The sequence below is a fragment of the Brevibacillus brevis genome, assembly GCF_900637055.1.
Classification (GTDB): Bacteria; Bacillota; Bacilli; order Brevibacillales; family Brevibacillaceae; genus Brevibacillus; species Brevibacillus brevis.
In genome coordinates this window covers 5,818,951-5,840,007 of record NZ_LR134338.1, presented here as the reverse complement: position 1 = coordinate 5,840,007, position 21,057 = coordinate 5,818,951, and the positions used below count along the sequence as shown (strand labels likewise).

Genomic DNA, 21,057 nt, shown 5'->3' with positions numbered 1-21,057 from the left:
AGGGCTGCGAGATGGTAGAGCAGTTTCGGCGAAAATCCCCGGAGGAAATCTTGCAGTCCATCTCCAGAATGCACCGGGGCAGGCTGAAAATCATTCTGGGGGCAGTCAGTGGTGCAGGGAAAACCTATCACCTGCTAATGGAAGGGCAGACGCTTAAGAAAAAAGGGATTGATGTGGTCGTAGCTGGCTCAGGTGAGGCCACTCATCCCAAGCTGGCGCAAAAGCGGGAGGGGCTGGAGCAAATCCAGCCAATCATCTGGTATTCCCTCGGGGAAGCGAGGCATGATCTGGACGTTGCAGCCATTATCGAGCGAGACCCGGAAGTCGTCCTCGTAGACGGCTTGGCTCATCGCAATCGTCCAGATGCCCCGCGTCCAACCAGCCTGGACGATGTTCAGTATTTGCTGAACCACAATATTAGTGTGATCGCGACGGTCAACATTTACGAATTGGCCGGGATGAAAGAGATGGCAGAGCGACTGACGAAGGCAGAGGTGCGGATCGACCAGTGTGTCCCGGAAGATACGCTTGCCATGGCCGACGAGGTGAAACTGCTAGACGTTACGCCAGAAGCCATTCTGAAACGGCTGCAAGAAGACGATCGCAACCCGACTCGAACCAAGCATCCGCTGTTTCGCAGAGACAATCTGCATGTGCTGCGGGAACTCGCTCTTCGGTTCGTAGCTACGGGCGTAAACGAGGATTTGGAGGATTATCGGGAGAAGCACGGCATGGTGGGGGCGTCAGGAGCCACAGAGAAGGTTCTGGTTTCTGCCCAGTATCATTGGAACGGCTCGATATTGGTTCGGCGCGGACAACAGGTTGCCAAGCGGCTCGGCGGAGAGCTCTTGGTCGTCTGTTTTCTCCCTTTATCCAAGAAGCTGACGAAGGAAGAAGCGACTTTTAAGAGATCCATCGGAAAGCTCGTGGACAAAGTCGGAGGTACCTTCGAAGAGCAGATGCTTGCACGAGAAAAGGAAGTAGCAAACGAGCTCGTCGCCTATGCGATGGAGAATAATGTGACTCGAATCGTCATGGGGCAGTCCAAGCGTACGCGCTGGGAAGAGATATGGTATGGCTCCATCGTCCATAAGATTCTTCGGCAAACGAAAAATATCGATATTTTGATCGTGGCGGATCGTTCCGAGCGGGACGGTGAGCGTGTCATGCCGACCAAGCGAGAACAAGCGGTAACGGCCAATCCATACCGACGACTCTCCGATGAGGAGATGCAGCAGGAAATCGGGAAAATCAAGCGCGGTACGCTAAAAGTATATGTAGGAGCCGCACCTGGTGTCGGCAAGACGTACACGATGCTGAGAGAAGGCAACGAGCTCGCCGAAAATGGCATCGACGTGGTGATTGGGCTTTTGGAAACACATGGACGAAAAGAAACCAGTGAGCAGGTAGGGGGACTTCCTCTCATCCCGCGCAAGCGCATTCCGTACAAAAACGTGACGCTGGAAGAAATGGACACGGACGAAATTATCCGGCGAAATCCGGAGGTCGTGCTGGTAGATGAACTGGCACATACGAATGTGCCGGGGAGTGCCTATGAGAAGCGATACCACGATGTCGAGAAGATTTTGGCTGCGGGTATTTCTGTCATATCCACGATGAACATTCAGCACCTCGAGAGCTTAAATGACAGTGTAGAGCAGATCACCGGAATCCGCGTGCGAGAGACGGTGCCAGACCATATTCTGCATCAGGCAGATGAGGTAGAGCTGATCGATATTTCACCCAAAGCGCTGCGTCAGCGGATGCGGGAGGGCAATATTTACGCGATGGAAAAGGTGGAGCAATCTCTGACCAACTTTTTCAAAACAGGGAATTTGATCGCGTTAAGGGAGCTGGCCTTGCGTGAGGTGGCAGACGACGTCGATGAACGCTTGGAGGCGTGGGAGCGACGAACGCTGCGCGGGCCTTGGCGACAGCGGGAAGTGATTTTTGTCTGCGTCAACCTGCGTGCAGACAGTGAACGATTGATTCGACGAGGGTTTCGCATCGCGTATCGCTTGAAAGCGACCTGGCATGTAGCTTACGTGCAGGATCATCCGTCGCTGACAGAAGAGGAAGAGACACAGCTGGCGAAGCTGAAGGCACTAACAGAGCGGCTCGGGGGTCGTTTCGAACGATACGAAGCCCCTTCCCGACGCAAAGTTTTCACCAAGCTGGTTTGGCATATGAACGAAAAAGGAACGACACAGGTAGTCATCGGGCAGTCGGCGCGGACCCGCTGGAAGGAAATTCTCGAGGGTTCGGTCATCCAGCGATTATTGCGGGAGGTCCGACACATGGATGTGCTGGTCGTGGCTGATCACGCACCCGATATGATGTGAGGGAGGGTAATGATGGGCACAGAAAAAGAAGGGCAATGGGACCAAAGCGTGGCAGATGCCTATAGCCGTTTGGAGTGCCTGATACTAGAGCCAACTACGGAGGCAGATTTGTTTTCTAGGCTGATACGGGTCTACCTGGAGGAAGAAGAGGTGCGCATACGGCAAAAGCTAAAGCGCAAATCCTCACAGCGAATCTCTCGGGTCATGCATGAGCGGGTGGGTGAGTTTTTGGCCGGGCAGTTGGCCGGGCTTTCGTTTCAAGTGATCGACGGTCTCTTGTTTATGAAAAAAGACGAACAACTGGTCGGAGCACTCAAATGCATTCCTGATCTCGGCAGCTACGATACGCCATCTTGGAATGCGACACTCGCCCGTTTTGCCAAGCAGTATCAGAAGCGGTTCAAGCTGGCGCCAGAGAAGCTGATGTTCGTTGTCTGCTCACTCGCCAAAAGCTTGGATGCAGCCCATGCCAAGGCGTTGACCGGAATTGACGTGTGGTGCGGCGCAGCGCTAACAACTCCAGCTTATCGGGATGCGTTGCAGGTGTATGTCAACAAATATGTGGAAGTCATGGACGCGCTCCCGCAGCCAGTGAACCAAGTGTATTTCTTGAGTGCAGATGCCCATCCGAATGCGCTTGCTTGCCAATTGCTGCGCGGGGAAAAAGCTTCCTTGCCAGATCGCTGGCTGCAGCCGTCCATCAGTGATCTCATCCAATTATTGCAAACGAAGCTGTGATATACTTTTAGGGATGTTCATACGATGAATTTCCTTGGGAGGGACTTTTTATAAAAGTAAAAGTGGCTGGTATCCCGCATTTCACAGGGGCATATGTCTCTGGTACAGAATTGGCTCCTGACGCGCTTCGTACAGCAGGATTGATTGAGCAGTTGCAGCAGCATGGCTTGGATGTGCAGGATGTAGGAAATCTGCATCTTCCCGATGATTTGCCTCGCCATAATATTCCACCAGTTCGTAATTGGCCGGCTCCGCGCATGTTTTGGGATTTGCTGCAAAAGGACGCGCAAGAGTGGCTCGATACAGACGACTTTGTCTTGATGCTCGGCGGCGATTGCAGCTTGGTTGTTGCGACAGCGCAGGCTCATCAGGCTCGGTATCAGGAAAAAGCGTATCTGCTCGTGCTTGACGGTCATCTCGATGCAGTAGTTCCATCGGCTTCCCGCTGTATTGGGGCAGCAGGGATGGGATTGTGGTTTTTGCTTCAGGATCGCGGACAATGGATCGAGCCAAGCGGCTGGAATGCAGAGCGAATCCGCCTTGTCGGCTGCCAGCAGATGCCTGGAGAGACTTTCGGCGTTGACGTCATGACCTTGGCCCAGCTCACAGAAGGCAGCATCGTGGAACGAGTTTCTCATATGCTCCAATCGATCCCGCCTGATGCCAAAATCCTCATTCATTTCGACGTAGATATCATGCACAAAGACGCGATGCCTGCTGCCTATTCACCAAGTGAAATTGGACTGTCTCTGTCCGAAGCGGAGGCATTGCTGGCAACTGTCTTACGAGATTCGCGCGTGACAAGTATGGAAGTAACGGAATTCTCAGGGGCAAGGGATACCACTGGCGAGTATGCAACGAGACTGGTAGAGTTGCTCGCCCGGGCACTAGCTGCACGTGCGTAAAGCCCTCCCATCTATGAAATCAATTCGATAGAAAGTGAGCTCGGTAATCCTGATTCGTTCAGGCTGTCGGGCTCTTTTTTGCGTGCTCCTCGTGAACCAAACGATTGTTTCTCGTGAATATAGAGTGAATCTAGGAAAACAAGGAGTGGAGCAGTTATGAAAAAGCTGGCATTATGTGTGGCAGCATTGGCAGTCGTTGTATCAACGGGAATCCTCGTGTCCCCGTCGTTTTTCACAAGTAGTCCGGCAGCAGTGGTGAATGCAGCACCGTCTGTGAACACTAGCTTGTTTGTCTCGCAAAAGGCTGGAGATCCTGGAATTTTGCAAGCCGCTCAAAATGGATTTGCCCAGCCGCTTGATCTGAAAGTGACCGATCAAGGCTTTACCTTGGAAGCAAAAGAGGTTCTGGCAGACCCGCTGCGCATCAGTATTATCGCCGGGGTAAAAGACAAAGACGGCAAGGCAACAGATGTGTATTGGGATAATTTCCACGCCCCCACCCATGAATATCAAGAAATCACGATCAAGGATAAAGCGGGCAAGGTTTTACATAGCTCATCCCCCAATCAAGTGTCGTGGAAAACAAACCAGATAGGCGATTACATCCTGTTTGAACACGAGCTCAGAAGCTATTTTGACGATGGGAACAAGCTGCCGGACGAGCTGGTCGTAGAGTTCCACATGAAAAAGATGGGCAGTACCAAAGGCAACTGGCAGCTGTCGGTACCCGTGAACTTGAAAAAAGCAAAAGCTGCGACGAAAACAGTGGCTGTCAATCAGTCCTATACCTCTCCCCAAGGATTTCAGTTCGATTTGCGAGAGATTACCTTTGCACCGAGTGGAACAGAAGTGGTGATTGATTCGAATAACAAGGACTTCAGCTATCAGCTTGTCAATGAAAAGGGAGTCGTCCTTGGCGCATGGGACTCTGCAGTCGCTATCCATGATGAGAGCATTCAGAAAAACGTAATCAATACGATGAAATGGCGCGAGTCTGCTCCAGTGGAAAAAGGGCTGCGACAATTTCATTACTTCCACGACCTGAAAGAATCGAATGGTCTAACCTTTAAGCTGCATGCTGTTTATACAGAGGAAGAGCCAGGATTCAGCGTAAAACTGGACCCTGCCAGTGTGGGAGCAAAGCAAGTTACAGCAGAAAAGAATGGGACTCGCTTCACGTTTCACAAAGTATCTAAGGGCAGCGGAGAGGATCGCTACAACATCGAGTTTGAGGGGACGCTAGCGGAAGGAGTTGTGGGAATCTTCCCGTTTGATACATGGTACGTGACGGACGAAAAGGGCAAAAAGTACAGTGCGGTATACCATGTCGAGGAATCCGCCAATCAAAATGGACGGATGAAAGTAAGCGGGAATTTGGAAATCAAGGAGATGAAATCCTTGCCGAAGCAAATGACGATCACCTTTGACAGTATGTTGAAGGAGCATCGCGATGTGAGCTTAGCGGTACCTCTTTTGACAGGAAAATAAAATTTTTTAAAATAACGAGAAAGGATTTTCCAGCCCGTTCGTATTAGTGGTGAATCAACCAAAACGGAAGCTGCGCAGCATTCCCCAAAGGCTGATCGGTGATAGATGGAGGAGTAGTAGAAATGCCGGACGATCGGGAATTGATCGAGCAAATCCTGGCTGGCAATCATCAGCTGTACAGTCAGATTATCGACAGGTACAAGGGCAAGATCGTTACTTACTTGTACAAAATGATCGGTAACATGCCTGACGCACAGGATTTGGCTCAAGACGTGTTTACCAAAACCTTTTACCTATTGAAAGACTATCGGCCTGAGCACAAGTTTTCTTCATGGCTGTATCGAATCGCGAGCAATCATTGTCTCGATGAAATACGAAGACGCAAAAGGACAGAGCAGACAGCAATTGTGGAGGAACAGATCGTTGATCCAGAGACACCAGAAACCACTCTGTTAAAAAAGGAGCGAGACGCCCAGCTGGAGCGCAGTATCATGCTGCTGGATGAGGAGTATCGCGAGGTGTTCGTTCTGCATTACTTGAAGCGTCTGTCGTATCGGGAAATCAGCGAGCGACTGTCTCTTACGGAGAGCGCTGTTCAAATGCGCTTGTTCCGTGCTCGTAAAGAGATGAAGAAAAGCCTGATGAAAACAATGGGAGGGGGAGATATTTATGACATGCTTCATGTTTAATCAATGGAAGCTCTATGCAAATGGCGAGCTCCCCCCTGCCGAAAGCAAAGGACTGGAGCAGCATGCAGTAGAATGCCCACAATGTCAAATCAAGCTGCAAGAGTGGGTCGATCACATGCTGGAAGAGGAATTCTCCGCCTATCCGGAAGTTCCTGTACCCGATACGTTTACGGATGAGGTCATGGGTAAACTGTTCGAAACAGTTCCCGTACGCACTGCACGGAAGCACTCCTCCCGAACCAGAAGACAAAGGGGCTGGGATATTGTGAAGAAGACAGGATTGGTAGTAGCAGGACTTACCGCGTTGGTAGTGACAGGAACGGTTGTATCACCGACGTTTGCGAATTATGTGAATAGCTTGTTCCAGATTGAGAAGGATGCGGATAGCGGCATGAAAAATGCTGTTAATAAAGGCCTTGTCCAAAAGCTGGAGCAGAAGGTAACCGATCAAGGGATTACTTTCGAAGCAAAAGAGTTGATGGCTGACTCGATGAGGATTGCAATTATCTTTGATATGTACGACCAGAATGGCAAACAGATAGAAGACCACTCTATGAAGCTTCAGTTAATTGATTCGAACGGAAAAGATTGGTTGGCAGAGGATGGAAGAGAAGAGTCTGGGAGTAGTCATGGGCAGTTTTTCATCACTGAGCTGAGCTTGAACGATATTTTCGAATCGGCGGAGGCTACTCCTGACCAACTGACCTTGAAAATCGTACCAACAGACATCGAAGGCAAGACAGGGAAGTGGGAATTGGAAATTCCGGTCGATATGAAGAAAGCGAAAGAAGCGACCAAAACGGTTGCGTTCAAAGACGCCGTGTATCAATCACCACAAGGGCTTGAGCTTAAACTGAAACAAATCGAATTTTCCCCAAGTGCGACACGGGTTATGCTGGATTCAACGGTTCCAAAATCAGCTTACGTAGAGTTTGAACGGGCAGTGCTCATGTATGATAAGGATCATCCGGAAGGAGTCCACATCACAAACAAAAAAGTCGAACCTACTCTATCAGGAGGTGATATCGCGTACGAAATTACCAACGAGAAAGGTGAGGTCGTGGCAGCTCGGGATATGTTTGTATTAGATAAAGGAATCGCGAAAAAGAAGAATGTTCTTTACGTCTCTGGACTGTCCAGTAAACAAGAAGGAGATATCACGAAGTGGTGGCATACATTTGGCCCGCTACAGGGTGAACAAAAGTTAAAGTTTCAGCTCCAAAAAGTTTATGAGAACAAACTGGCTTCTCCCAAATTCGACCTCATTCCAGAAGACTTAAACAAGAAGGCAGCGACTTTCAAGGATGAGACAGGCAGTTCGTTTACATTCTCCTCTTTTTCGTGGACACCTGCTAGCGGGGAGGAAAAAGGTAAGGCTGTGATAACTGTAGAGGGTACACTAGGAAAAGACGTGGTCTCCATCAAATATTGGTATGTAAAAGATGAAAACGGGAAGATTTACTATGCGACATTGAGACCAGAAAGCACTAGAGACAAAGATGGACGCGTACTGGTCAAAGGCGAGCTGGTCATTCCGAAATTGGAGCAAGCACCGAAAAAGCTTACGATTTCCTATCCTGAATATACGGTGGAGCACGACGTAAATTGGGAAGTACCGATTGAAATCAAGTAGACGAATGATAGACAGGGGAAGAGGCTGACAGAGGCCTCTTCTTTTTTGTTTCGATTAGTGATTATAGAATTTTTTAAAAGTAGAGAAAGGTTTTTCCAGCAAATACGTAATAGCTAATGAATCAACCAAAACGGAAGCTGCGCAGCATTCCCCGCTGGCTTGATCTGTGATAGATGGAGGAGTAGCAAAATGCCGGACGATCAGGAACTAATCGAGCAAATCCTGGCTGGCGATCATGAGCAGTACAGACAAATTGTCGACAGATACAAGGGCAAGATCGTCGGCTATTTGTACAGGATGATCGGCAACATGCCAGACGCACAGGATTTGGCTCAAGACGTGTTTATCAAAACCTTTTATCGTTTGCACGACTATCGGCCTGAGTACAGGTTTTCTTCATGGCTGTATCGAATTGCGAGCAATCATTGTTTCGATGAAATGCGAAAACGCAAACGGACAGAGCAGGTAGAAATCGATGAGGAGCAGCTGGTTGACCTAGACACGCCAGAGACGACTTTATTGAAAAAGGAACGGGACGCAGAGCTGCAACGCAGCATCATGCTGCTGGATGAAGAGTATCGCGAGGTATTCGTCCTGTTTTACCTACAGCGACTGTCGTATCGGGAAATCAGCGAGCTACTGTCCTACTCGGAGAGCTCCGTTCAGATGCGATTATTCCGCGCCCGCAAAAAGATGAAGGACAGCCTGACGAAAACGATGGGAGGGGGAGCTATTTATGAAATGCTTCATGTTTAATCAATTGAAGCTATACGTAAACGATGAGCTTGCCCCTGCCGAGAGCAAAGGATTGGAGCAACATGTGGAAAATTGTCCACAATGCCAGAAGCACCTGCAAGAGTGGGTAGAAGGCATGCAGGAAGAGGATTTTTCCGACATTCCGGAGGCTCCTGTACCCGATGCGTTTACAGATGAGGTCATGGATAAGCTGTCTGATGCAGTTCCTCCACGTTCTACGCGCAAGCGCTCCTCCCTAACCAGAAGACAAAGGGGTTGGGATATTGTGAAGAAGACAGGATTGGTAGTAGCAGGACTTACGGCGTTGGTGGTGACTGGAACGGTTGTATCACCTACGTTTGCGAATTATGTGAATAGCTTGTTCCAGATTGAAAAGGATGCGGATAGCGGTATGAAAAACGCCGTCCATAAAGGCCTTGTCCAAAAGCTGGAGCAAAAGGCAACCGATCAAGGAATTACTGTCGAGTTAAAAGAGCTGTTGGCTGACTCGATGAGGATCGCAGTCATCTATGATGTGTACGACGAGAGCGGCAAGAAGATTGAAGATCATGTTTTGAATGCGAGACTGATGGATCAGAACGGAAAAGATTGGTTCGAGGATGATGGAGGAGATGGTTATGGAAGTTATGGAGAGTTTTTCATCACAGAGCGATATTTGAACGAAATCTTCAAATCACCTGATGCGACTCCTGACCAACTGACCTTACATTTAGAACAGACAGAAATCGCAGGTAAGACCGGAAAATGGTCATTGGAAATTCCGATCGATATGAAGAAAGCCAAGGAAGCGACAAAAACGGTTGTCTTCCAGAATACGGCTTTTCAATCGCCACAAGGTCTAGGGATTGAATTGAAAAATATCGAATTTTCCCCAAGTGCGACACGGATCATGCTGGATACTATTTCTCCAAAATCAGCTTATTTGGAGGTTGAACGAACGTCGATCCTGTACGATCGGAAAAATCCGCGAGGCGGCCATGTCACAGAAAAAGAGCGTGATTCTGCTTTTTCGGGAGAGAATATGATGTACGAAATCACCAATGAAAAAGGGGAAGTGGTAGTAGCTTGGGATATGAAATCATTGGATGATGCACTTGATAAAAAGAAGAATGTTCTTTTCACACCAAGAACAGAAGAAGAACCGGAAGAAGGACCAGAGGGCGATGTTTTGAATTGGTGGCATACATTTAGCCCGATACAGGGCGAACAAAAATTAAAGCTTGAGCTTCAGAAGATTTATGAGAAAAAACTGGCTTCGCCTAAATTTGATCTGGTTCCAACAGAACTAGACAAGAAAGGTGCGACTTTCAAGGATGAGACAACAGGCAGTACCTTTACATTCTCTTCTTATGAATGGAAGCCAGGTAACGGCGAAGATCTAGGTGAGGCCGTAATGACCATAGAGGGTACATTAGGAAAAGGTATAGTCGAGAACCACGATTGGTTTGTAAAGGATGAAAATGGGAAGGCTTACTCTGCGTCAGTGAGTACGGAAAGCACCAGAGACAAGGACGGACGGGTACAGATCAAAGGTGAGATCTCGATTCCGCTCTTGAAGAAAGAACCGAAAAAGCTCACGGTATCCTATTCTACCTATATGGTGGAGCATGACGTGAAGTGGGAAGTACCTTTTGAAATCAAATAGTTCAAAGAAAAAGAAGAGGCCGACAGTGGCCTCTTTTTTTTCATCACATTTAATGGAAGCAAAATCGTTCCGCTAAACAACGTTTTAAACAATGTTTAATTTAATGGTAGGACTTTCCATCCGTGATGGCAATGATTCGTTTTTTGCACATCAGCGGAGCTTTTCGCGTATACCTAATAGGCAATGGGAAAGAGGTGACCACATATGAGCGGATGGCTCGCACTCCTGCTCGTTTCCCTGGCCATCAGCATGGACAGTGTCAGTGTAGGATTGACCTATGGTTTACGGAACATGAGAATGCCCTTTTTGTCGCTCGTCGTCGTTTCCGGTTGTTCATTTGCTGTTGTCTATGGTGTCATGCTCGTAGGCTCATCCCTTACCGAATGGTTAACCCCCGAGATCGGCAAGTATATTGGAGCCGCGGTCTTAATCCTCATGGGTTTGTTTACACTGTGGCGGCTCATTGCGACACGGTCGGGGACAGAGGCTCAGGAGTCTACTGCTGCGAGCAGCAACGCTGTTGTAGCCGAAGAAAAACAGGAAGAGCAGGAACCCATCGTATTATTGTCGCAGTTCCGCATTTTTGGTGTCATGATTCAGATTTTAAAAGATCCCTCCAAAGCCGACGCTGATCGCTCTGGGCATATAATGGGCTGGGAGGCCGTCATGTTGGGGCTTGCTCTGTCTTTGGATGCTTTCGGCGCAGGCATCAGCCTTACGTTTTTGGGATACTCGCCACTGCTCGTCGCTCTCTGTATTGCGGTAATGAGTGCCTTGCTTCTTGTGATAGGAATTGCCCTCGGCAGGCGCGCCGGAAAAGCCAGATGGCTGACGCGACTCACCTGGCTGCCGCCGATTTTGTTGATTTGCATTGGAGTAGCCAAAAGCTTGAAATAACCAATTAACGAACTACAGACCCGTCCTGATAAATGGACGGGTTGTTTTATTTTCTAGCTCGTCTGCATACACATGAAAATGAGTGAGAAGTGGATGGAGGAGATGTAGGTGGATACACAGCCAATTCGAAAATGGTACACGCTGGCGGCGGCCGACGTGACCGAAGCCCTTCATAGTGATGCTGCGCAAGGGTTGACTCAGCAGGAGGCGGAGCGGCGACTGGCTAAACAAGGTGCCAACCAGTTGGCTGAACAGAAGCGAAAGCCTCTCTACTCGGTCTTTGTTGATCAGTTCAAGGATTTTATGGTACTCATCCTGTTCATTGCAACACTGATCTCGTACTTCCTCGGAGAGTACTTGGATGCGATTGCGATTATCGCGATCATCCTCATTAACGGCATCCTTGGTTTTATTCAGGAGGCCAAGGCTGAGCGATCCTTGCAAGCGCTAAAGGAGCTGGCATCCCCGATGGCGCGCGTCATCCGGGGAGGGCACATTTCCATGATACCGGCTTCGCGGCTGGTACCTGGTGATCTGGTGCAATTGGAGGCCGGGGACCGTGTTCCCGCAGATTTGCGTTTGCTTTCTGCCAATCGGTTGGAGGTTGAGGAGTCTGCGTTGACAGGGGAGTCTGTCCCTGTCGGGAAAAACGTGAAAAAGCTCGAAACAGCGCAAGCATCCACTGTACCGCTTGGCGACCAAAAAAATCTCGCGTTCATGGGCACGATGGTGACCGGAGGAACAGGGAGCGGCATCGTCGTAGCGACAGGGATGAGCACGGAAATCGGGAAAATCGCACATTTGATGAATACAGCGGAAGAAGCAGAAACTCCTTTGCAGCTGCGATTGGAGCAAATGGGCAAAATTCTCGTGGTCGTTGCACTGCTGTTGACGATTGTGGTCATTGCTGCTGGTGTCTGGCATGGTCATGAGCTGTTTACGATGTTCCTCGCAGGGGTGAGTCTTGCAGTGGCGGCAATTCCAGAAGGCTTGCCGGCGATTGTAACTGTCGCGCTAGCGCTTGGCGTCCAGCGGATGATCCGGCGCAATGCGATCGTACGCAAACTCCCATCAGTCGAGACATTAGGCTGCGCCTCTGTCATTTGCTCTGATAAAACAGGGACCCTGACTCAAAATAAAATGACCGTTACCCAAGTGTGGCACAGTGATTCCACGTATGAGGTGAGCGGCAGCGGCTACGCACCAGAGGGAGCCTTTCACTATCTAGGAAAAATGGTATCTCCCGCCCGTGACGGAGCGCTCACGCAAATCATCCGAATCGCAGACCGATGCAACAATGCAAGGTTGACATGCGAGGAACAAAGCACGCGAAATCTGCTTGGGATGGGCAAGACGTCACGCTTTTGGCAAGTCGTAGGCGACCCGACAGAAGGTGCCCTCAAGGTGCTTGCCGCGAAGGCATTGGGCGGCAATACAGAGCGCAGCAACCAGAAAAATCAGGGACAGCGTGTGGAGGAGCTCCCTTTTGATTCTGACCGCAAAATGATGTCGGTCGTCGAAAAGGGGACCGACGGCGTGTATTCCTTGCTGACGAAAGGCGCGGCGGAGGCATTGCTGGCGAGATCGACGCACATCTTGTGGAAGGGAGAGCTCATTCCACTCTCCGCGACGCTCCGTTACCAAGTACTGGAGCAAACGGAACGGATGGCAGGCAAAGCGCTGCGCGTACTGGGCTTCGCGTATAAGACGCTGCAAGGCTATCGCCCGGGACAGCCGATCGGCTCCCTGGAAAACAATCTCGTCTTTGTCGGATTGGCCGGGATGATCGACCCACCGCGTGAAGAAGTGCGTCCAGCGATCAATCTGTGCCATCAAGCAGGAATCAAGACGGTCATGATTACAGGCGACCACAAGGTGACGGCAGAAGCAATCGCCCGGCAAATTGGCTTGATGCGTGGCTACGGAGAGGTGCTGGAGGGCCGTGAGCTGGACAACATGTCAGATGAGCAGCTCGCAGAGTATGCAGAGCGCGTCACTGTCTATGCCCGTGTGTCTCCTGAGCATAAGCTGCGGATCGTCCGTGCCCTGCAAAGCCAAGGACATGTTGTCGCCATGACCGGAGACGGTGTCAATGATGCCCCTGCAATCAAGACCTCAGACATTGGGATCGCGATGGGGATTACCGGTACAGATGTGACGAAGGAAGCGGCCGATCTCGTGCTGCGCGACGATAACTTCGCCACGATTGTCGCCGCCGTCGAGGAAGGGCGCAACATCTATGACAACATTCGAAAATTCATCCGTTATTTGCTGGCGTCCAATGTAGGCGAGATTCTCGTCATGTTTTTTGCAATGCTCCTCGGGCTTCCTTTGCCATTGGTGCCGATCCAGATCTTGTGGGTCAATCTCGTGACAGATGGTTTGCCGGCTATGGCGCTGGGCGTCGATCAGGCGGAGAAAGATACGATGTATCAGCAACCGCGCAACAAGGCGGAGAACATATTCAGTCGAGGGTTGGGCTGGAAAATCATTAGCCGTGGGTTCCTCATCGGGACCATGACACTGCTCGCGTTCTGGCTGACTCTCAAAGAGAATCCGAATGACTTGGTGCATGCGCAGACTGTTGCTTTCGTCACGTTGGTTATGGCGCAGCTGATTCACGTTTTCGATTGCCGGAGTCAATACAGCGTTTTTCACCGCAATGTATTTGAAAACAAATACCTCGTCTGGGCCGTGCTTTCGTCGATCGTGCTCGTGATCGGTGTCGTATACATGGAGGCACTCCAGCCGATCTTCAAAACAACGGATTTGAATCTGCGCGATTGGGCATTAATTTTGGTCGCGGCGGGCGTTCCTACGTTTGTCGCGGGAATCGGTGGGGTGCTTACCAGCGGCAGACAGCGCGCAGGCAAAGAGAAACGACCAGCTATGCGTACGGTTCGTCCTGACTAACCGGGCCGCCAAAGGGGAGAGGGAGCCATCGTGCGCTTGAGAAGGGGAGGATGGAAAAGACGTAGAAGGAGAATTTTCGCTGGGCTCCTGCTGATTATTGTTGTATTGATCGTTTTGTTTATCGTTGTGGAACGCAGGGTAGAGCCGACGTTGATGTTGATTGCCCAGGCCAAGGCAGAGCAGGTCGCCAAGCTAGCCATTACCGATGCAGTCACCAAACGCATGTCCCAGCAGGGTCTCGATGTCAACGAAGTCGTCATCATGGAGAAAGACAAGAATGGCAGCATCAAAGCGGTGAATTTCAACTTCAAAGAGTATTCCCGGATTGTGGGGGAAACGACAGCCCGTATTCAAAATCGCTTGAAGGAATTCGAGCAAGAGCACGTCCAGACAACCATACCACTAGGCTTGGCTACCAAAAACGTCTTTCTGGAGCACTTTGGGCCTGATATTCCGGTGTCGTTCGTTCCGATTGGAGCCGTCAAAACGAAGCTGGAAACAGGCCTGAAGCAAGCCGGAATCAATATGGTGCTGGTGACTGTCTACATTCACGTCGAAGTCGATTTGCGGGTCATTATCCCGTTTGCGACCAAGCAACAGACGGTCACCACACAAATCCCAGTCTCCGAAGCCCTGATCGTCGGCAAAGTACCGACTTATTTGTACGACAACCCGTCAGGCAAGCCCGATGTGCCGATGCCACGAAACAACGAAATCCCAACCCAGCCGTGACGTTTTTCGCTTATACGCGAACGATTTACACAGCTATGAAAATTTTTTTGAAACGTTTCAGAAATGGTGCCGTCCAATGAATAGAGACACACAAAAACAAGCAAGAACATTGGAGGCGTAACAACATGAAAACAATCCGTACAGGAATGATGACAATCGCGGCACTGGCCGTTTTGGGAACTAGCGTGGTATCTGCAACCTCCGAACCAGTAAAAGAACTTTCCGTTAACATTAACGGTCAAGCAATCGCACAAGATGCGATCTTCGATAAAGGTCAGCAAACCGTACTGGTTCCACTTCGTCCTGTTGCTGAAGCTCTCGGCTTCAAAGTAAGCTGGAACGACAAGGAAAAAGCAGCAGAAGTGCAAAGAGGCGCGATCACCAGCTACGCAAAAGAAGGAGAGGATCGCTATCCTTTCGCAAAAATGTACAAAACGCTGGGAGCAGAGCCGCGTGTACTGAATGGCAGTACCTATGTGCCAGTTAAATTCGTGGACGAAATCCTGCAAGCAGAAGTGAATGTAACCGATGATGCCGTGACTGTAGTTGAGGACGAAATCGCTCCTATGCGCACAGGTACCATTACGAACATCAACAAATCCGATAAAGGCTACTCGGTTACACTGAACATCTATGAATCTGGCATCATCCTGCACCTGACGGAAGACACCAAAATTACGGATGAAGCTGGTAAAGTGCTGAAGCCAGAAGACTTGAAGCTGGGTATGGCAGTAGATGCTACAACCGAAAAATTCATGGCAATGAGCTTGCCGCCACAAACGAGTGCGCTCAGCATCACGGTAAAAGGCGGTCTGGAGACTCAGGACGTCCTGGGAACAGCGGGAAAAGTAGCGAGCATCTCTGCTGACAAAGATGGCAACTACAAAATGCTCGTAGAGGGTCGCGGTATTACCAAAACCTCCCAAGAAAAAATCAACCTGAACATTACCGAGAAAACGGTGATTATCAATGCGCGAGACAATAAAGTACTCTCGCCAGCTGAGCTGAAAGAGGATATGCAAGTAGTTGCCTTCTACGGCCCAATGATGACGAAGAGCCTGCCGCCTATCGGCACTGCTGAGAAAATCGTAGTAGAGTAAGGAAAAAGAACGGGATGGCATTTGCTGTCCCGTTTTTTGTGTTCATGACTAGATCGTGTATTGCATACAGATGACGCGACCGAGCTTTTCCGTCTCTCTTTCCTCGTAGATAACAAAGCCATATCTCTCGTAAAAAGGCACGACCCGGCTATTCTTCTCCAAAACGGCCAAATGCAGAGAGGTGTAGCCGTTTTCCCGGTACCAGGCAATTAACGTATCCAGAAATTCTCTAGCGTAACCGTGACGCTGGTAGGCGCTGTGCAGCATGATAAGGCCGAGCCAAGGGTTATTATCGCGGGGATTGTTTAAAATGAACTGGGCGATCCCAATGATCTCGGTACCGTGTACTTCTCTTATCGAAAAGCTATAGGAGTCCGCAAACGCCAGATTATCTTGATGGTCATCTGCTACTGTCTGTATAGTGACGATCCGTTGTCCAAAGGCAAAATCCATATAATCGGGGTTTGAATTGTACACCGTTAGCAGCTCGGGGAAATCGTGTTCCGTGACGGGCTGAAAAACCAATCGAGCGCTACGGGCTGGGAAGGGAGTAGTGCTTGGCATGTCAAAAGCTCCTTTCAAAGAAATTTATCACTTATCTAATTAGATGATATTCTAATTTTATAAAATGTCAATTCGAATGATGATAAGGGAATTCCCTGATACACTTTCTTTTATGGAAACTTTACAATAAACGTTAGAATGATTGTCTCAAAAGGAGGAGCGCATGAGTACGTCGAGTGAAGTGCTTTCCCTGATGCAGTCGATCTTTGCCAACGTCAGTGATGCGATCCTGGTGATTGATCATGAGGGACGAATCGTAAAGGCTAATGCTGCGTTGGAGCAGATGACGGGCTGGACAGAAGAAGAGCTGATTCGAGATAAACATATTTGCGAGCTGTGTCTCGGAATGGCAACGTGTATGGAAGAAACGAGCTGCACAGATTGCTTTTTTAAGCGCGTGCAAATGCCTTCATTCGAGATGAGGCTCCGAACGAAATCAGGTGTGGATTACCCTGTCGCTGCCAGCTCTGCGAGACTAGAGGATGAAATGCAGGGGAAGCTGGTCATGATTTTGCGTGATATGTCTGCGCAACAGCGAGTGGAAAAAGAGCGCTACCAGTACAAGCTGACGAATTTTGCGATCCAAGCACAAGAAGAAGAACGAAAGCGCATCGCCCGGGAGCTGCATGATGGCGTAGGGCAGGCGCTTTATAGTATTTTAGTGGGACTGAACGTAGTCAGACAACGAGAATTGAACGAACCGATTATGCAGCATGTCACGGAATTGGTGAATATGACTTCCAAGGCGATGGAGGAAGTGAAGCGGATGGCGCTGGAGCTGCGTCCGTCTGCACTGGATGATCTCGGTTTACTGCCTGCATTACGTTCGTTGATGAAACGGGTGGAAAAGACTTTTCATATCCAGGTGGAGCTGCATGTTCAGGGGGAGAAACGCAGATACTCCGCTGCGATGGAAACCGCGTTGTACCGGATTGTACAGGAAGCCATGACCAATACGGCAAAATACGCAAAGGCGAGCCATCTGGGAATCATGTTCGAGAATAGGGAGAAGGAAATTGTCGTCACGATTGTGGATGACGGAGTAGGGTTTGAAGTAGAGAAAACATTGAAAATCGGCAAAGGTCTCGGTGTGTTTGGCATGAAGGAGCGTGCCCAGCTGCTTGGTGGTACCGTTGATATTCGCTCCGCACCCGAGGAAGGTACGACGGTAATCGTCCGAATTCCGGTGCCGAAGGAGGGGGTAGAGGATGACCATTCGCGTCTTGATCGCTGATGATCATGCGATTGTACGCTCTGGGCTGGGGATGCTGATCAACGCCCAAGAGGACATGGAAGTCGTCGGTTATGCAGCTGACGGAAAAGAGGCATGTGAAAAAGCATGGGAAATCCGACCCGATGTCGTCTTGATGGATTTGAGCATGCCGCCTGGGGAAAACGGCTTGACAGCAACCGCACGATTGAAGGAAACGGCACCAGACATTCAGGTGCTCGTGCTTACGATGCATGATGACGAGGAATACTTGTTTCGGGTACTGCAAGCCGGTGCTGCCGGCTATATTTTAAAAAGCGCCCCCGACCTCGATTTGATCACGGCGATCCGTTCGGTCAATCAAGGCATGGCGTATTTGTATCCATCTGCGACGAAATCTCTGATCGAGGAATTTTTGCAAATGGTCAAGAACGGTGAGGAGCAGGCCAAGTACGACATCCTGACTGATCGGGAAAAAGAAGTGCTAGTCTTGATTGCAAAGGGCTTTAGTAACAAGGAAATTGCCGAGCAGCTCACTGTTTCCGTCAAGACGGTAGAATCTCATAAAGCGCACATTATGGAAAAGCTCCACCTGCGTACGCGGCCTGATTTGGTGCGGTATGCGATTAAGAAGGGCTGGCTGGATTTTGAGTAGGACTTGATCTGTTCTCTATAGTCCAGCACTCTGATCTAACGTATGGTAGACGGTACCCTTTAAGGGGATCGGCTCAGCAGAATTTAAAGCGGATTATGACCGCTCAGGTGCCTGCTAGCTCAAGAGCGGTCATTCTTTTTAGTCAGGGTCTACAACATTACAATAAGGTCCAAGGACGATCCCAATACGGGATCGTCTTTTTTTGTGTCGAACCTGTGACCGAAAACGGTCATAAAACGGTCGAAATCAGGGGTTTCCCGGAACATTTTAGGGGATTTCCCCGAATTACTTCCAAGGGGTTCCAGCGGTAGAATGAAGGCGTGAAAACTACACCGCGCCCATGAGGCACGTAGGAAAGGAGAAGAGCGCGATGGAGACGCAAGTAGACAAAGCGGCGAAAGGCAAAAAATCAAAATCCAGCAAGCTGCAAACGGACCAGGAAGACTTGAAGGGAACGTTTGTCGCGGTTCTGATCGTCGGAGGTATTATTCTAGTCGGTTGGTTGGGTGTATTCGGGCTTTTCCTGGATAGGGCGTAATAAGGAAGTAAAGGAGGGTACTTATGCATTTGCATCGATATGAAAAAATCTGGTTGATGCTCGGCGCAGGCGGTTTGGCCTTATTTATTGTATTGTTGTGCGTCAATGCGTTTGCCATGGGGATGGCTCCGCCAAGTAATATGGAAATGATTGATCCGGAGAAGGTTACCGAGACGCCTCCTTTTGATAAACCAGGCTTGAAACAGGTAGGAGACAACGAATACGACGCTTACATGACAGCATTTGCGTTCGGCTTCGCTCCGACCAAGATGGAAATACCAGTCGGCGCAACGGTGAATTTCCACGTCACGAGTCCAGACGTTATTCACGGATTCCAGATTCCAGAGACCAACATCAACTTCATGGTTCTGCCTGGACACATCAGCTCGGCAACACACACATTTGACGAGCCAGGCGAGTATTTGATCCTTTGTAACGAATACTGTGGCGCAGGTCATCAGGTAATGGCGACCACGATTATTGTGAAATAAAGGTAGGTGAATCCTATGGTAATCGCACGGAAGATCGACGATACACTCCCCCATGTTCCGGTTCAGCGTTCTGCGGCAAGTCTTAGTTTGGCCTATGTGTGGGTAGCTTATATTGCATTTGGTTTGGCAGCTGTGGCAGGGATGGTACAGGGCATGGTTCGCGGTGGAATCATGGAACTGCCGAGCTGGACAAATTACTATCAAATTTTGACCGCTCATGGCGTGTTGATGGCACTTATTTTTACCACGTACTTCATCGTTGGATTTATTTTCTCAGGAGTCGCCCGCACAACAGGTGGTTCCTTGCACGGAGCCGCTCTGAAATTTGGATGGGCCGGCTGGATTCTCATGACGCTTGGGACGTTGATGGCTGTTGTCACCATTCTGATGAATGAAGCCTCTGTCCTTTATACATTCTACGCACCACTGAAAGCATCTCCGTACTTTTACATTGGTTCTGCCTTGCTTGTAGTTGGCAGCTGGCTGGCGGGATTCGGGGTTTTTGCCAGCTATCGCAAATGGAAACGCGAAAATAAAGGAAAAACGTCTCCGCTTTTCCTCTATATGGGCGTCACTACTTACATCCTGTGGATTACTGCGACGATTCCTGTAGCGGTGGAGGTTCTGTTCCAACTCATCCCGTGGTCACTCGGGCTGGTTCCAACGATTAATGTCATGCTTAGCCGTACGCTGTTCTGGTTTTTCGGTCATCCGCTCGTTTATTTCTGGCTATTGCCTGCTTATATGGCGTGGTATGTATGTTTGCCAAGAATCATCGGCGGTCACGTCTTCAGTGATTCGCTTAGTCGACTCGCTTTTATCTGCCTGCTGTTGTTCTCGATTCCTGTCGGGTTCCACCACCAATTGATGGAGCCGGGAATCTCACCAGCATGGAAAATGATCCACGTTACACTGACGCTGATTGTTGTAATCCCATCCTTGATGACAGCATTTTCGATGTTTGCCATCTTTGAAACGACTGGACGCAAAAAAGGCGGAGTTGGACTTTTCGGTTGGTTCAAAAAACTGCCTTGGACAGATGTACGTTTCTTTGCTCCATTTGTAGGGATGCTGTTCTTCATTCCTGGCGGAGCTGGGGGAATTATTAACGCAAGTAACCAAATTAACGCGGTCGTGCACAATACGATTTGGGTTACTGGTCACTTCCACATCACTGTAGGAGCAGCTGTTGCGCTCACCTTCTTCGGTGTCAGTTTTTGGCTGATTCCAGCATTGACCGGACGGCAGTTGACCAAGACTGCGAATCGGATGGGAATGGTGCAAACGGTATTTTGGGCAGTAGGCATGTTCTTGATGTCGCTCGCCATGCACACAATGGGCTTGCAAGGGGCTCCACGCCGCACAGATTACACGACGTATATGGACCACCCATTAGCTTTGGGCTGGATGGATTATCAACGTGTAATGGCGTTTGGTGGCGGACTGCTGTTCGTATCCGCGATTCTCTTGATTGCGATCTTGCTTTATCTGACTTTCTACGCACCAAAGGGAAATACGGAATATCCGATTGCCGAGACAGAGACAACGCAAGAGGTTCCAAAAATTTTGGAGCGTTGGCCTGTATGGGTTGGACTTGTGGCCTTCCTGATTATTCTCGCTTACGGTTATCCGATCATGGAACAAATTCAGCACCAAGCACCAGGCTCGCCGCCTTTTGTGACTTGGTAGGACAATACAATACGTACGAAAAAAGCCGCTCATTCCGTTGGGAAGCGAGCGGCTCATTCTTTTTAAAAAAAC

Annotated in this window: 18 protein-coding genes; 17 read left to right on the top strand and 1 reads right to left on the bottom strand. The window is 49.5% G+C overall.

Going from position 1 to position 21,057, the window contains the following annotated elements:
• Window positions 1–11: 11 nt before the first annotated feature.
• The 12 genes from EL268_RS28315 to EL268_RS28260 all read left to right on the top strand — a co-directional run bounded on the left by EL268_RS28315 (window position 12) and on the right by EL268_RS28260 (window position 15,838).
• A complete protein-coding gene (locus EL268_RS28315) occupies window positions 12–2,342 on the top strand; it encodes a universal stress protein (protein WP_106652593.1) in 2,331 nt (776 codons plus the stop codon).
• Between the two features lie 12 nt (window positions 2,343–2,354).
• The gene (locus EL268_RS28310; protein ID WP_106652594.1) at window positions 2,355–3,080 is read left to right on the top strand and encodes a hypothetical protein; all 726 of its coding nucleotides are present in this window, start codon (window positions 2,355–2,357) and stop codon (window positions 3,078–3,080) included.
• A gap of 62 nt (window positions 3,081–3,142) precedes the next feature.
• A complete protein-coding gene (locus tag EL268_RS28305; protein WP_106652595.1) occupies window positions 3,143–3,985 on the top strand; it encodes an arginase family protein in 843 nt (280 codons plus the stop codon).
• 156 nt (window positions 3,986–4,141) lie between these two features.
• Window positions 4,142–5,473 (top strand): DUF4179 domain-containing protein, encoded by a 1,332-nt coding sequence (locus tag EL268_RS28300; RefSeq protein WP_106652596.1) that lies wholly within the window; start codon window positions 4,142–4,144, stop codon window positions 5,471–5,473.
• A gap of 122 nt (window positions 5,474–5,595) precedes the next feature.
• On the top strand, window positions 5,596–6,162 hold the full coding sequence (locus EL268_RS28295; RefSeq protein WP_047073838.1) for an RNA polymerase sigma factor: 567 nt from the start codon (window positions 5,596–5,598) through the stop codon (window positions 6,160–6,162).
• Window positions 6,143–7,795: a DUF4179 domain-containing protein gene (locus tag EL268_RS28290; RefSeq protein ID WP_106652597.1), complete on the top strand. Its 1,653-nt coding sequence runs from the start codon at window positions 6,143–6,145 to the stop codon at window positions 7,793–7,795. The genes EL268_RS28295 and EL268_RS28290 overlap by 20 nt, the downstream gene beginning before the upstream one ends.
• A 189-nt stretch (window positions 7,796–7,984) precedes the next feature.
• Window positions 7,985–8,551, top strand: coding sequence for an RNA polymerase sigma factor (locus tag EL268_RS28285; protein ID WP_106652598.1), 567 nt, complete (start codon window positions 7,985–7,987; stop codon window positions 8,549–8,551).
• Window positions 8,532–10,196 (top strand): DUF4179 domain-containing protein, encoded by a 1,665-nt coding sequence (locus EL268_RS28280; RefSeq protein WP_106652599.1) that lies wholly within the window; start codon window positions 8,532–8,534, stop codon window positions 10,194–10,196. The genes EL268_RS28285 and EL268_RS28280 overlap by 20 nt, the downstream gene beginning before the upstream one ends.
• Before the next feature lie 204 nt (window positions 10,197–10,400).
• Window positions 10,401–11,093, top strand: a complete 693-nt coding sequence (ytaF, locus tag EL268_RS28275; RefSeq protein WP_106652600.1) for a sporulation membrane protein YtaF — start codon at window positions 10,401–10,403, stop codon at window positions 11,091–11,093.
• Between the two features lie 108 nt (window positions 11,094–11,201).
• Window positions 11,202–14,006 (top strand): calcium-translocating P-type ATPase, SERCA-type, encoded by a 2,805-nt coding sequence (locus EL268_RS28270; RefSeq protein WP_106652601.1) that lies wholly within the window; start codon window positions 11,202–11,204, stop codon window positions 14,004–14,006.
• 30 nt (window positions 14,007–14,036) lie between these two features.
• Window positions 14,037–14,738: a sporulation protein YunB gene (gene yunB / locus EL268_RS28265; RefSeq protein WP_106652602.1), complete on the top strand. Its 702-nt coding sequence runs from the start codon at window positions 14,037–14,039 to the stop codon at window positions 14,736–14,738.
• 125 nt (window positions 14,739–14,863) lie between these two features.
• Window positions 14,864–15,838, top strand: a complete 975-nt coding sequence (locus tag EL268_RS28260; protein ID WP_106652603.1) for a copper amine oxidase N-terminal domain-containing protein — start codon at window positions 14,864–14,866, stop codon at window positions 15,836–15,838.
• Between the two features lie 48 nt (window positions 15,839–15,886).
• On the opposite strand, the gene EL268_RS28255 is transcribed toward EL268_RS28260, so the two are convergent.
• Window positions 15,887–16,402, bottom strand: a complete 516-nt coding sequence (locus EL268_RS28255; protein ID WP_106652604.1) for a GNAT family N-acetyltransferase — start codon at window positions 16,400–16,402, stop codon at window positions 15,887–15,889.
• A 163-nt stretch (window positions 16,403–16,565) separates the two neighbouring features.
• Between EL268_RS28255 and EL268_RS28250 the strand changes: the two genes are divergently transcribed.
• The 5 genes from EL268_RS28250 (at window position 16,566) to EL268_RS28230 (ending at window position 20,985) form a co-directional block, all read left to right on the top strand.
• Window positions 16,566–17,636: a PAS domain-containing sensor histidine kinase gene (locus EL268_RS28250; RefSeq protein WP_106652605.1), complete on the top strand. Its 1,071-nt coding sequence runs from the start codon at window positions 16,566–16,568 to the stop codon at window positions 17,634–17,636.
• Window positions 17,611–18,267, top strand: a complete 657-nt coding sequence (locus EL268_RS28245; protein ID WP_106652606.1) for a response regulator transcription factor — start codon at window positions 17,611–17,613, stop codon at window positions 18,265–18,267. The genes EL268_RS28250 and EL268_RS28245 overlap by 26 nt, the downstream gene beginning before the upstream one ends.
• A gap of 370 nt (window positions 18,268–18,637) precedes the next feature.
• Window positions 18,638–18,805, top strand: coding sequence for a cytochrome c oxidase subunit 2A (locus EL268_RS28240; RefSeq protein WP_088910416.1), 168 nt, complete (start codon window positions 18,638–18,640; stop codon window positions 18,803–18,805).
• 23 nt (window positions 18,806–18,828) lie between these two features.
• Window positions 18,829–19,296 carry a cytochrome c oxidase subunit II gene (locus EL268_RS28235; protein ID WP_007726119.1) on the top strand — a complete coding sequence of 156 codons (468 nt, stop codon included), beginning with the start codon at window positions 18,829–18,831 and terminating at the stop codon, window positions 19,294–19,296.
• 15 nt (window positions 19,297–19,311) lie between these two features.
• Entirely contained in the window at window positions 19,312–20,985 is a 1,674-nt protein-coding gene (locus EL268_RS28230) for a b(o/a)3-type cytochrome-c oxidase subunit 1 (RefSeq protein ID WP_106652607.1), read from the top strand.
• Window positions 20,986–21,057 lie beyond the last annotated feature (72 nt).

What these genes read in the sequence shown, in the direction of transcription:
- ytaF (WP_106652600.1), top strand. Translation starts at nt 10,401, where the DNA reads ATGAGCGGATGGCTCGCACTCCTGCTCGTTTCCCTGGCCATCAGCATG.
- EL268_RS28310 (WP_106652594.1), top strand. Translation starts at nt 2,355, where the DNA reads ATGGGCACAGAAAAAGAAGGGCAATGGGACCAAAGCGTGGCAGATGCC.
- EL268_RS28300 (WP_106652596.1), top strand. Translation starts at nt 4,142, where the DNA reads ATGAAAAAGCTGGCATTATGTGTGGCAGCATTGGCAGTCGTTGTATCA.
- EL268_RS28280 (WP_106652599.1), top strand. Translation starts at nt 8,532, where the DNA reads ATGAAATGCTTCATGTTTAATCAATTGAAGCTATACGTAAACGATGAG.
- EL268_RS28235 (WP_007726119.1), top strand. Translation starts at nt 18,829, where the DNA reads ATGCATTTGCATCGATATGAAAAAATCTGGTTGATGCTCGGCGCAGGC.
- EL268_RS28290 (WP_106652597.1), top strand. Translation starts at nt 6,143, where the DNA reads ATGACATGCTTCATGTTTAATCAATGGAAGCTCTATGCAAATGGCGAG.
- EL268_RS28315 (WP_106652593.1), top strand. Translation starts at nt 12, where the DNA reads ATGGTAGAGCAGTTTCGGCGAAAATCCCCGGAGGAAATCTTGCAGTCC.
- EL268_RS28245 (WP_106652606.1), top strand. Translation starts at nt 17,611, where the DNA reads ATGACCATTCGCGTCTTGATCGCTGATGATCATGCGATTGTACGCTCT.
- EL268_RS28295 (WP_047073838.1), top strand. Translation starts at nt 5,596, where the DNA reads ATGCCGGACGATCGGGAATTGATCGAGCAAATCCTGGCTGGCAATCAT.
- EL268_RS28230 (WP_106652607.1), top strand. Translation starts at nt 19,312, where the DNA reads ATGGTAATCGCACGGAAGATCGACGATACACTCCCCCATGTTCCGGTT.
- EL268_RS28240 (WP_088910416.1), top strand. Translation starts at nt 18,638, where the DNA reads ATGGAGACGCAAGTAGACAAAGCGGCGAAAGGCAAAAAATCAAAATCC.
- EL268_RS28250 (WP_106652605.1), top strand. Translation starts at nt 16,566, where the DNA reads ATGAGTACGTCGAGTGAAGTGCTTTCCCTGATGCAGTCGATCTTTGCC.
- EL268_RS28255 (WP_106652604.1), bottom strand. Translation starts at nt 16,402, where the DNA reads ATGCCAAGCACTACTCCCTTCCCAGCCCGTAGCGCTCGATTGGTTTTT.
- EL268_RS28285 (WP_106652598.1), top strand. Translation starts at nt 7,985, where the DNA reads ATGCCGGACGATCAGGAACTAATCGAGCAAATCCTGGCTGGCGATCAT.
- EL268_RS28260 (WP_106652603.1), top strand. Translation starts at nt 14,864, where the DNA reads ATGAAAACAATCCGTACAGGAATGATGACAATCGCGGCACTGGCCGTT.